The organism is Neobacillus sp. DZ-9 (genome assembly GCF_059587065.1).
On record NZ_JCAIOL010000007.1, the window covers coordinates 116,089 to 127,814 of the forward strand.

An 11,726-nucleotide genomic window follows, 5' to 3' on the forward strand; every position below is an offset into this window, starting at 1 on the left:
TTAAACATATGGAAGCGGACAAGCATTTATTACAGATTTTTTTGCGTTCTCGCACGGTGTACAATGCGGAAAAACAAATGTCCACGGATGGTGCCTGACACCAAAAAAAGACAACTGTCCATGAGCGGTGCCTGACACCCTATGACACCATTAATACTACAAGCACCATTAAAAACAAAAAAACCGAAGACTGCTACGCTGGTCGGATATCAGACCACCGTACACCAATCTTCGATTTCCACTAAACTCAAACTCAAATTCAACCTAATATAATAAACTTAAGCATTCATATCTGAAACGTATTTCTCGACTTCGACGATGTTCTCGTCGATTTCTTTCACGCGCTCGATGTCTGCGCCTATCCCAGCTAATTTGCCGTGGAAATCCACGTAGCCGCGGTCTAAGTGCTTCAGCTCAGTTACACGTGTCACGCCTTCAGAAACCAAACCAGTTAAAATCAACGCAGCTGCGGCTCTTAAATCCGTTGCTGACACTTCTGCACCCTGTAAATTCGAAGGACCATTTAAAATAACAGAACGGCCTTCAATTTTAATATCAGCATTCATACGGCGGAATTCTTCAACGTGCATAAAACGATTCTCAAACACCGTTTCTGTAATCATCGAAGTTCCTTCAGCACGAAGCAATAAAGCCATCATTTGCGATTGCATATCTGTTGGGAAGCCTGGATGCGGCATCGTTTTAATGTCAACGGCCTTCAAGCGATCAGGACCGATAACACGGACGCCATCCTCTTCCTCATGAATTTCTACACCCATTTCTTCCATCTTTGCAATTAAGGAAGATAAATGTTCCGGAACTGCGCCCTTTACCAACACATTTCCGCCAGTAATCGCTGAGGCAACCATGAAGGTACCTGCTTCAATCCGGTCAGGAATAATGTTATGGTCGGCACCGAATAATACATCGACACCCTCAATCCTCAATGTGCCTGTACCTGCGCCGCGTACCCGCGCACCCATTTTGTTCAGGAAGTTTGCAAGATCAACGATTTCTGGTTCTTTTGCGACGTTTTCGATGATAGTCGTTCCAACCGCTAGGGTTGCCGCCATCATAATGTTTTCCGTTGCACCAACACTTGGGAAATCCAAGTAGATCTTGGCACCTTTCAAGCGGCCGTCTACCTCCGCTTCGATAAAGCCATTCCCTACCTTCACTGTTGCACCCATGGCTTCAAAGCCCTTTAAGTGCTGGTCGATAGGACGAGATCCGATGGCACAACCACCTGGAAGAGCTACACGAGCCCGGCCATTACGTGCCAATAGAGATCCCATGACAAGGACAGACGCGCGCATTTTACGAACGTATTCGAATGGCGCCTCATCTTTTAACTCTCTGGATGCATCAACAACAACTGTATTATTGTCAAATACCACTTCAGCATTTAAGTTGCGTAAAACTTCATTAATTGTGTATACATCGGAGAGTGTAGGTACATCACGAATTACACTTTTTCCATCACTTGCTAATAATGTTGCAGCGATAACAGGCAGGACGGCATTTTTTGCACCTTCTACTTTTACCGTTCCATTAAGCCTTTGTCCGCCGCGGACGATGATCTTTTCCAAGAGTATTCCCCTCCGCGTCCATTTTCTCTATATTAATATTCAATCGTAATGATTGGTGTGCCAACTACGATGGTAGTTCCCGCGCCCAATCCTTCGGAGCGTATGCCAATTTGTAAATTCATGTTATTTTCTTTATTATCTATGGAGCCTGTAAACATTGGCGATGATGCCGAAACAGACATGAAATTCTCCTCTTTTAACGCTTCGATCTCTTTTGCATTAAATCTTGACATTAACCTGTTTGCTTCCTCAGGTAAAGCCGTATCAATCTTATCACTGAAAACGCCTTTCATACAAGAGAAAACTGTAGGTTTTCCTCGAAATATGTCAGATAGCCTATTTTTGAATTGCCCGGTGGTGAAAAAAGCCTCTGACAACTTATTCCAATCTCTCCCGCTGACTCTATAAACTATATACGCATCGATAGGTTGTTTTGTGTGGGTTGCCATAATTTGAAGCATTTCGTTGTGGTGTTTAGATGTTGGAGATACTGCTGTCACTTCCCGATATTCACTGGTGTTTTTCACAGACCAATCCCACTCGGGAAACTTTTTCTTAAGCTTTTCTACGTATTCCTGAACTTCCTTTTCACTTTTCAGGCCTGCAAGATGTTCTCGTGCATAATACGACCATTCATTGAGCAAAATATCTTCGGCTTGTAAAATAGAGCCGATTTTCGCTAAATCCTGTCCGCCGCTGTTTTGAAAAATTGACGCTCTCCCGTCGTCCATTTTTTCTTTATTAAAAAAATCCAGGCCGCCGTTTGCTTCAGTTGTTCGGTTCCCTATCACAACCAGGATAAAACATAAAATTGCAACCACGCCTAAAAGAATCTTACTGTTTCTCTTCATTCTCGTCTCCCCCTTACTACCATTGTTTCCAAGGAAGAGCAGAGCATACTTGGGAAATGTCGTCACTTTTAGACAAGTTTCAATATTTATACGTGAAACAATGTACAAAAGTTTCAAGTTCACCTTTTCACATTAAATCACTGATTATATTTTTTCCACACAAAGAGAATTGTACTCAAAATATGGACAAATTGGAACATGTACGAAGACCTAAATTTTTTCCAATTTGTCATTTTTATTGTAAAATCAACGGCAGTTGCTGGGACCATTGGAGATAATCAAGGAAAAAGTTACTAACAGATGAACCAATGAAAATGGCTAATAATATGTACAATAAACGCGCCTGAAACACATGGTTTGGCCGCAGCAGCTTCTCAAGGCGGATCGCCTGCAGGGCCCACCAAGTAATCGCAATGAACACTAAATGAGAAATAATACTAACCAGCGCAATTTGCCCAAAATCATTCATCAATCTGTTTGCCTCCTTTTTCACACAATGTTTATTCTATCACATCAACGTGTGAAAATCGTAACAATTTCTAAATTTTTCTATTTAGCCTGCAAATGTGAAAATTTTGTGACAAATAAAAGGAAGCCATATCGGCTTCCCCCATTCAACGACTCATAATCCCGCTGGCATAAAAATAATACCTCTTGCCGCCAATCGTGACCCAGCCCGTTTTCATCGCTCCGGAGCTATCAAGATAATACCAGTTTGCCTTGTAATACAGCCAGCCTGTCCGCATCGCACCCGAGCCGTCAAGATAATACCACTTGCCTTTATCCTGCAGCCAACCCGTCATCATCGCACCGCTCGCCGACAAATAATACCATTTGCCATTCACCATCTGCCAGCCCGATGTCATTTTTCCACTATTATCAAGGTAATACCATTTATTAAGATCCTTCAGCCAGCCAATCGTCAGATTCCCGGTCGCCGGATTAATATAATACCAATTGGCGTCCACCTTTAACCACTTACTCAAAGTCACCGCCGCATCCGTCGTAACCGTTAAATCCCCTGTAAACTCGAGATTCCCCTTTTTGTATGCGGAAACCGTAACCTTATAAGCCTGAGCCGGATTCAAACTACCAAACAAATAATTCGTGGTTGTCCCACTCACGGCCACCGGTTTTCCATCATTAATACTGATTTCCACCTTATCGATCCCGCTATCAAGATACTTCCATGAGATTCCAGCCAGTCTATTTGTATGAATAGTCCTCGTCACTTTTATTTTTGAAAAATAAACACTAGCTCGTGAGCCCAACTGTTCAAGGATTCCACCATTACTGCTGCCCTTACCTAGCTCCAGGTCCACATTCATGAAGGAAACGGCATTTAAGCTTGCCATGTTTTTTAAAGGAGTAATATCCTTAAAAGAATTGCTGTCCATCGATAAAGTAATCAAATTAGTCAACGGAGCAAGCGGTGCGAGATTGGTTACCTTATTATTGTTAAACGATAGCACCTGCAAATTAGTTAACCCCGTAAGAGAAATTATATCTGTGAGACGGTTCGTATCAAAATTAAGCGCTCCTAAATTGGTGAGCCCCGAAAGCGGTGAAACATCCGCAATCTGATTTTCCTTCAGATAAAGTTCCTGTAACTGAGCCATGCCTTTTATCGGAGTCAAATCCGTGATGTTATTATGATCGAGCGCCAGAAATTGCAGGTTGGCAGCAAATTGCAGACCCTCAAGACTGCTAATATTGCGATTTGTTGCATTTAACGACGTTAACGTTAATAAATCAGCCTCGGTCAGCTCCCTGCCCTCGATCCCCAGCTCCTGTTTAATCGCGGCAGCCAGGTTGTTATCCGTGACAAGACCCTCAGCCTGTCCTTTCATCAGCGGATGAGCAAGCACCAGTAAAACCAGTAAGAATAGCCATTTTAGAATTTTCATACTTTAAACCCCCCTTATTGCTTACACATATATGTACGCTGCCAGGCCGAAGGCGCATTTTTACAAATGGTTGATGGCGTATTAGCCATGTGCGTCCTGCTCTCTGCATCTTTTTCCAGCGCATCAAAGTTACTTGGTACGGAAATATAGCCGACTGAATACATTTGTGCGGCCGGAGCCCATTGTTTGTAGACAAACACAGCCTGTTTGATGATAGGAAGATTGGCTGTATTTTTACCTGGTGCCTCTGTACTGCCAGGAAGGGTATTGAATAGGACATTTTTTACATAAAATCGGACATCGCGGATCTTATGCTCGTTGTACAAATCATTTAACGCCTTTCCCATAATGGCGTGGTCATTGTGGTTGTCCATATAGGACAAGGATTTATGAATCGCATGTGGATATTGTTTTTCAAACGATTCAACCGTCTGCTTCGCCTGATCGTAGGATAACTGTCCATCCGGAAAATTCATCAGGTGGATGTTCTCCGACTTGACTCCAAGTGCTGCGGCCGAACGCAGAAATTCGCTTGTTCGCGCTTTAATGAGATCATCCTTTGTAATCAGCGGGAATTGTTCATTTGATAGCCTTTTATTCACGTCATTCATTGCTCCGACCGCCCCGCCGCCGTCGGTCATTAGAACCAGGTGAACCTCGTAGCCTTGAAGGATACTGTTAACAATCCCCATCCCCATTGATAAAACTTCATCATCCTGGTGCGGGCTATAAAAAATCACCACCGGCTTCTGTACTTGCGCTGATCCGACCAGACGAAAGGATTGAGACGCTGTTACTAGTAAAAGAATCATAAAAAAAATGCGCAGCTTTTTCATAGTGCCCCCCTTGAAAACCTATATATATATTAATCTACCATTTTCCATTATACCCCATATTTAGACATATTGCGTTATTTTACGGTAGAAAAGTCCCGAAAATCCACAAAAAAAAAGAAGAGGCTCCCCAACCTCTTCTTTTTTTAACTTAGTTGTTGATTTACGCTACAGGCACTTCGCGCACCTTAGGGCGATCCGGAGGGCCCCCTAAGCGCTAAAGCGCCTAGGGGGTCTCCCCTGCCCCGTTCTCCCGCAGGAGTCTTCGTGCCTTCCGCTCCAATCAACAGTGTATAAAAATTACCCCTTATATTTAACCACTTAAACCTCAGCTAAAAAAGTCAGCCAAGATGTCTAAGTTGTTGTTCATGTAGTCTAATGCGATGTTTGGCATGATGCCGAATAGCACGCTTCCCACGACAGCGACAATCAAGACAACGAGAATGCTTGCTGGAATCTTGAACCTGCCTTCACTTGCTGCCGGACGGAAGAAGATTTGTGTCATCACACCGAAATAGTAGAAATAAGACACGACCGTTGTCGCAATCATAATCGAAGCTAGCACATAATGCGGTACTCCGGAAAACGCCCCGATAAAGATATTCAATTTCCCGATAAAGCCGGCTGTTCCCGGGAAGCCTGCCAAGGAAATCAATAAGATTCCCATCACAACAGCTAATCCTGGTGAACGGCGGTATAATCCCGCAAAATCCGCAATCTTAGCCGAGCCCGTTTTTTCCGTTACTACCTGGATTACCGCAAACGCTCCAAGGTTCATGAACAAATACGCTAGCAAGTAGAACCAGATGGAATAGAACATATTGGACGAAAGGGACGTTAACGCAACCAGGATGTAACCGGCATGAGCGATACTGGAGTACGCAAACATTCTTTTAATGTTCGACTGCTTCAATGCCACCACGTTACCGATGATCATTGTAGCTCCCGCGATAAAAGCGATATAGTCCTGCATGTCGAGCAAAATTGGCATCGAGCCTGGACCCTTCGTGACCGCAGCACCAAATACCGTTAACAGAATCCTAATGACAATCACAAAACCAGCCGTTTTGGAAACAACGCTTAAGAACGCAGTAACCGGTGTCGGCGCACCTTGGTAGACGTCTGGTGCCCACATATGGAACGGCGCTGCTGCCAATTTAAACGCTAGACCAACGAAAATCATCAAAAATGATAATCCAAGCAAGTACACATGCTGGCCATCTGTTAAACCTGATAGGCTTTGGGCAATCGCCAGCAAATTTGTAGATCCGGTTAATCCGTATACATAGCTCATCCCGAACAAGGTAATCGCAGTGGAAATTCCGCCGTTAATGACGTATTTCATCGCTGATTCGTTCGACTTCAGGTTATGCTTTCGGATGCCCGCTAAAATATAGGAAGAAATAGATAACAATTCTAACCCGATGAATAACGTGATTAAATCACCGCTGGAGGTCATGAACATCGCACCGAGGAGCGCTGTTAAGAACAAATAGTAAAACTCGCCGCGGTATTCTTCCATGCCTTCCTTCGCTTCATAGCTGACGGCAAGGAATAGGACCAGTCCCGCACCGCCAAGGAGCAGCAATTTAAAGGCAATAGCAAAGCTGTCAAGGCGGAAGGTATCATCCAAAATCGAGACAACAGCACCGCCCGCTAAGCTTGCAACGGAAACCATTGCCGCTGCGATCGCCGCAATGCCAATCCAGCCAAGGATACGGCGATCCTGCCCCTTCGGCATAAATAAATCTAAAAGCGTTAGAAGTGCAGCAACACCAAGGATGATGAACTCTGGTGTCATGACACTCCAGTTAAACTGACTCAATGTCTCAAAACTCATCCTTCATCACCCTCCCAGCCCTGGCATGATAGTCTCAAGTGTGGATTGAAGCGGTGAGCTTAGAACACTTGGGTAAACACCGATTAACACGATTAACAACATAAGTACTACCACTGGCACAAATTCAACGCCTTTCAGATCAAGCACGCCAGTAAATTCGCGGTGTGTCTTGCCAAACGTCATGCCAAGCACGGCGCGAAGCAAATATGCTGCTGTCATAATGATGCCGATCGTACCAACAGCCGCAAGCCAAGGCATTTCTTTGAAAAGCCCTAAGAACGCCATGAATTCGCTGACGAATCCAGACATACCAGGAAGTCCAAGTGATGCCATTGCCCCTGCTAATAGGAAGCCCGCCGCAACCGGCATTCCCTTTGCCATTCCGCCAAGATTTCCAATCAAAGATGTATCGGTGCGTTCGTATAACACACCCACTAAGAAGAACAATAAGGCCGAAATTAAGCCGTGTGAAATCACTTGGAAAATTGCCCCTTGAACCCCGGCTTCATTCATTGCCGCAAGTCCAATTAACACGATTCCCATGTGAGAAATCGACGAGTAAGCCAAAACCATTTTAAAGTCTGTTTGAATGAACGCAAGGAACGCCCCGTAGAGAAGATTAATCACTCCAAGGACAGCAATCAACGTCGAAAGAGTGTCAAACTGCTCGGGGAACAGTCCCATTCCAAAACGGATTAATCCGTACGCACCAATTTTTAAAAGAATACCAGAGTGAATCATAACAGTTGGAACAGGTGCTTGTACGTGCACGCGCAGCATCCAGCTGTGCAATGGGAAAATTGGCAATTTGACCCCAAATGCCACCAAGAGTGCGATCAAAAGGCCAAGCTTTAAGTCTCCAGAAACCGGTGCACTTGGATCTGCCAGGATGTCTTTTAAAATATCGATATTGGTCGTGCCTGTTTTGGCAAACAGAATCATAATCACGATCAGAAGGACCGCAGAGCCCAAACCGTTATAAATCAAGAAGCTGTAGGCCGCTTTTTCCCTTTCAAAATAACCCCATTTTCCGATTAAGAAGAACGTCGGAATGAGTGTAACCTCGAAGAAAATGAAGAATAGAATTAAGTTTTCCGCTGTGAACACGCCAAGCATGCCTACTTCTAATAGAAGGAACAGCATGAAGAAGCCTTTCCATTCTTTTTTCACATAACGGGCTGAAATCGACGCGAGCGTTGCCACTACCGCTGTAAGCACGACTAACAGCAGCTGGAAGCCACTTAACGCTAGCTCGTAGTTTACGGCGAAGTATGGCGCTTCGACATTCATGCCGCGGAAATGAATCCAATCCACTGACACGCTGAAATCACTCAAATGTTTACCGGCTAGATAGTGAGCATAAGCCGCTAGTGATAACAGCAGTGCCGGCATGGTAGCCAAAAAGCCAACCAATTTGATCGATTTTTCCTGATCTTTTGGCATGAACGCTATAACGGCGATACCTAGTAAAGGGGAGAATACTAGGATTGAAAGAATAGCATGTAAGTTCATCGTAAGTACCCCCCTGTTAATGCATAGATGACGGCTAGTAACGCCAGTCCGATAAACGCCACTGCTCCGTACGTCTGCACCTGGCCGGTCTGCATTTTTGAACCTGTTGCTCCAAGTCCTTGGACGAATCCGGCGATGCCTTTGACGATGCCTTCAACAAGGAAGGTATCGATGAAACGCAGGAAGTAGCTGATTCCTTTTGTAATCGCGACGATTGTCAGTTGGTAGAATTCGTCGACGTAATATTTGTTTAATAGCACGGTGTGAAGCATGTCGCCACTGCCGCTCAGCCAATTGCGTGAAACGGAGCGTTTTCCGTAAATTAACCATGCAAGGTAGATTCCAAGTAAGGAAACAACGGTTGCTAGAATCATAATCCAAACTGGACCTTCGTGATGGCCGTGTGCCGCTAGGGCTTCGTTTCCGTCTACGAGCCAATCCCCTAGGAACGTGCCAAACCAAGGTGTGTTCACATAACCAGCAACCACTGCTAGAACACCAAGGATGATCATTGGGAATGTCATCACAGATGGTGACTCGTGAACATGTTTCTGAGTGCCGCGTGCTTCACCAGTGAATACCATGAAGAACAGACGGAACATATAGAATGCTGTAAAGAATGCCGCGACTAGAGCAAGGACGAAAAGAACCGGATGTCCGCCTTCCCAGGCCGCTGCTAAAATTTCATCTTTACTGAAGAAACCGGATAATAACGGCACACCACTGATCGCCAGTGTTCCAATTAGAAATAATGGTCCAGTGAGCTTAAGCTTTTTCCAAAGCCCGCCCATTTCTTCAATATCTTGTGTGTGTGCTGCATGAATGACAGAACCGGCTGCCAAGAACAAGAGTGCCTTGAAGAACGCGTGCGTCATCAGGTGGAACACACCAGCCACATAACCCGCAGAACCAAGTGCGAGCATCATATAACCAAGCTGGCTGACAGTTGAATAAGCAAGTACTCGTTTAATATCCGTTTGCACAAGACCGATACTTGCTGCAAAAATGGCGGTAAAGCCGCCGATGACGGCAACGGTCATAAGTGCGGTATGGCTTGCTGAGAACAATGGGAAAAGTGATGCAACCAAGTATACCCCGGCGGCAACCATTGTCGCTGCGTGGATTAACGCCGAAACTGGTGTTGGACCTTCCATCGCATCCGGAAGCCATGTGTGGAGCGGGAACTGACCCGATTTACCAATTGCCCCGATGAAAATCAGAATTGCCGTCAACGTGATCATCGTGCCTGACACCTGACCAGCGTCGACTGCCGCAAAGATATCGCTGTATTCAAAGCTTTTTGTCTGCCAGAAGAGCAGCGCCATGCCGATAAACAGGCCAACATCTCCGATACGGGTCATGATAAACGCCTTTTTCGCGGCTGCCTTTGCTTCTTCTTTGTAGAAATAGAAACCGATTAATAGGAAGGAACCGACACCTACTAGTTCCCAGAAGATATACGTTTGCAGCAGGTTTGGCGAAATCACCAGACCAAGCATGGCAAAAGTAAATAATCCTAAGTAAGCATAAAAAACATGAAAGCGCTCGTCCCCGTGCATATAACCTTTGGAATAGGTATGTACCAAGAAACTGACGAGCGATACGATAAACAGCATTAATGCATTTAATTGATTCACTTCAAAGCCCGCTGTTATATGAAAATCTCCTATCGTGAGCCAGTCAAACTTCGTGACGTAGGTTGGCTCTGAAAAGCGCTGAAATAACACTAAAATCGAATAAATAAGCGATGCCAGCGTTAGCAGAATCCCTACATACGCACTCGCTTCCTTCAATCGCTTACCGAATAGAAGAAGGATCAAAAACGATATTAGCGGGAAAAGCGGTATAAGCCATGCATTTTCCATCATTTTCTCCTATCCGTGCCTGTCACCACCCGAATTTTTCTAATCTTCGAGAGAAAGCGACTGGCACCAAGGTTTTTTTAATTTTTCATTGTGTCCATTTCGTCGATGTTGACGGTTTTCTTTGTGCGGTATAGTGCGATAAGGATCGCAAGACCAACCGCTGCCTCCGCTGCGGCAACGCTGATCGCAAACAGGGCAAAGATTTGGCCTGTAATCGATGGCGCCATGCCGTATTTGCTGAAGGTTACCAGGTTAATATTCACGGCGTTCAGCATTAATTCGATCGAAATGAGAACGATAACCGTGTTTCTCTTCGTTAATGCACCATATAAGCCGATGCAAAATAAAATTAGTGCTAGTGCCAGGAAGGCTGAAGCGGGAACTGAACTCATTCCTTATCCGCCTCCTTATCCTCTTTTTTTGCCAAGACAATGGAACCAACCAACGCGACTAAAAGTAAAACAGAGACTAACTCAAATGGAATAATATGTTTTGAGTATAGTGCCTGACCGATTTGCATCGTGTTGTTTTCATGCAATGTAGTTGGAACTTGATCAATATTGAAATTGTAGATGCCAAGGTAAACGGCAAAAGCAAAACCTAGGACACCTAAAAATAAAAGAAACTTTCTCCATTTGCCTGCTTTTGATTCACTTTCATCGTTATGCCTCGTTAACATGATGCCAAACAGCATAATGATCGTAATGGCACCTGAATAAATTAAGATTTGCACAGCTGCGACAAATTCCGCGGACAGCAGCACATAAATTCCGGCAATAGCTACGAACGTGAAGATGAGGGCAACGACCATATGAACAACTTTGGTAAGGTTCAAAAGAAGCACGCCGCCGATGATCGCCACAAGTGCGAGTCCCATAAAAGCGAGAAATTCGCCTGAGAAGGTCATGCTTTATTCTCCTTCCGTATGTTTTCGTCGTTTTCATCCAACCATTCGAGGTTTTTAAATAACATATCGCGACTGTATTCAGCGAGCTCGAAATTATTCGTCATGATAATCGCTTCTGTCGGGCAAACCTCCGTACATAGGTCACAAAGGATGCAAATCTCGAAGTTGATGTCATACGTATCGATGATTTTCCCCTTTTTCGCCGGATCGGGATGTTTTTTACCTGTCAGGTTGATACATTCTGTCGGACAAATGTTCATACATTGATTGCACACAATACACTTTTCCGGATAAAACTTCTGAATCCCGCGGAAGCGGTCCGGCAGTGGAAGCGGCTTATTTGGATAGTCATAAGTGACTTTTTCGCGTGATAATTGTTTTAGGGTATATTTCAAGCCTTTTGCTATTCCAAGCACGTTTTT

General features: G+C 44.6%; 11 protein-coding genes. All 11 read right to left on the reverse strand.

The window, feature by feature from the left end:
- Positions 1 to 278 precede the first annotated feature (278 nt).
- Positions 279 to 1,589 (reverse strand): UDP-N-acetylglucosamine 1-carboxyvinyltransferase, encoded by a 1,311-nt coding sequence (gene murA / locus AC59HZ_RS20015; RefSeq protein WP_496547560.1) that lies wholly within the window; start codon positions 1,587 to 1,589, stop codon positions 279 to 281.
- A 32-nt stretch (positions 1,590 to 1,621) separates the two neighbouring features.
- On the reverse strand, positions 1,622 to 2,440 hold the full coding sequence (locus AC59HZ_RS20020) for a YwmB family TATA-box binding protein (protein WP_496547561.1): 819 nt from the start codon (positions 2,438 to 2,440) through the stop codon (positions 1,622 to 1,624).
- A gap of 235 nt (positions 2,441 to 2,675) precedes the next feature.
- Positions 2,676 to 2,912, reverse strand: coding sequence for a DUF1146 family protein (locus AC59HZ_RS20025; RefSeq protein ID WP_496547562.1), 237 nt, complete (start codon positions 2,910 to 2,912; stop codon positions 2,676 to 2,678).
- 142 nt (positions 2,913 to 3,054) lie between these two features.
- On the reverse strand, positions 3,055 to 4,347 hold the full coding sequence (locus AC59HZ_RS20030) for a leucine-rich repeat domain-containing protein (protein WP_496547563.1): 1,293 nt from the start codon (positions 4,345 to 4,347) through the stop codon (positions 3,055 to 3,057).
- Between the two features lie 14 nt (positions 4,348 to 4,361).
- The gene (locus AC59HZ_RS20035) at positions 4,362 to 5,183 is read right to left on the reverse strand and encodes a PIG-L family deacetylase (protein ID WP_496547564.1); all 822 of its coding nucleotides are present in this window, start codon (positions 5,181 to 5,183) and stop codon (positions 4,362 to 4,364) included.
- A gap of 325 nt (positions 5,184 to 5,508) precedes the next feature.
- Complete coding sequence (gene nuoN, locus AC59HZ_RS20040; RefSeq protein ID WP_496547565.1) at positions 5,509 to 7,020, reverse strand: NADH-quinone oxidoreductase subunit NuoN; 1,512 nt, start codon at positions 7,018 to 7,020, stop codon at positions 5,509 to 5,511.
- A 6-nt stretch (positions 7,021 to 7,026) separates the two neighbouring features.
- Complete coding sequence (locus AC59HZ_RS20045; protein ID WP_496547566.1) at positions 7,027 to 8,532, reverse strand: NADH-quinone oxidoreductase subunit M; 1,506 nt, start codon at positions 8,530 to 8,532, stop codon at positions 7,027 to 7,029.
- Positions 8,529 to 10,400 (reverse strand): NADH-quinone oxidoreductase subunit L, encoded by a 1,872-nt coding sequence (gene nuoL, locus AC59HZ_RS20050; RefSeq protein ID WP_496547567.1) that lies wholly within the window; start codon positions 10,398 to 10,400, stop codon positions 8,529 to 8,531. The genes AC59HZ_RS20045 and nuoL overlap by 4 nt, the downstream gene beginning before the upstream one ends.
- A 74-nt stretch (positions 10,401 to 10,474) precedes the next feature.
- Positions 10,475 to 10,789, reverse strand: a complete 315-nt coding sequence (nuoK, locus tag AC59HZ_RS20055) for an NADH-quinone oxidoreductase subunit NuoK (protein ID WP_223594854.1) — start codon at positions 10,787 to 10,789, stop codon at positions 10,475 to 10,477.
- Complete coding sequence (locus AC59HZ_RS20060) at positions 10,786 to 11,304, reverse strand: NADH-quinone oxidoreductase subunit J (RefSeq protein WP_496547568.1); 519 nt, start codon at positions 11,302 to 11,304, stop codon at positions 10,786 to 10,788. The genes nuoK and AC59HZ_RS20060 overlap by 4 nt, the downstream gene beginning before the upstream one ends.
- Entirely contained in the window at positions 11,301 to 11,720 is a 420-nt protein-coding gene (gene nuoI, locus AC59HZ_RS20065) for an NADH-quinone oxidoreductase subunit NuoI (RefSeq protein ID WP_223594858.1), read from the reverse strand. The genes AC59HZ_RS20060 and nuoI overlap by 4 nt, the downstream gene beginning before the upstream one ends.
- Positions 11,721 to 11,726: the final 6 nt, after the last annotated feature.

Excerpts from the sequence above, each read along its gene's own strand:
- AC59HZ_RS20035 (WP_496547564.1), bottom strand. The coding sequence starts at position 5,183 with ATGAAAAAGCTGCGCATTTTTTTTATGATTCTTTTACTAGTAACAGCG.
- AC59HZ_RS20030 (WP_496547563.1), bottom strand. The coding sequence starts at position 4,347 with ATGAAAATTCTAAAATGGCTATTCTTACTGGTTTTACTGGTGCTTGCT.
- nuoL (WP_496547567.1), bottom strand. The coding sequence starts at position 10,400 with ATGATGGAAAATGCATGGCTTATACCGCTTTTCCCGCTAATATCGTTT.
- nuoK (WP_223594854.1), bottom strand. The coding sequence starts at position 10,789 with ATGAGTTCAGTTCCCGCTTCAGCCTTCCTGGCACTAGCACTAATTTTA.
- nuoN (WP_496547565.1), bottom strand. The coding sequence starts at position 7,020 with ATGAGTTTTGAGACATTGAGTCAGTTTAACTGGAGTGTCATGACACCA.
- AC59HZ_RS20045 (WP_496547566.1), bottom strand. The coding sequence starts at position 8,532 with ATGAACTTACATGCTATTCTTTCAATCCTAGTATTCTCCCCTTTACTA.
- AC59HZ_RS20020 (WP_496547561.1), bottom strand. The coding sequence starts at position 2,440 with ATGAAGAGAAACAGTAAGATTCTTTTAGGCGTGGTTGCAATTTTATGT.
- AC59HZ_RS20060 (WP_496547568.1), bottom strand. The coding sequence starts at position 11,304 with ATGACCTTCTCAGGCGAATTTCTCGCTTTTATGGGACTCGCACTTGTG.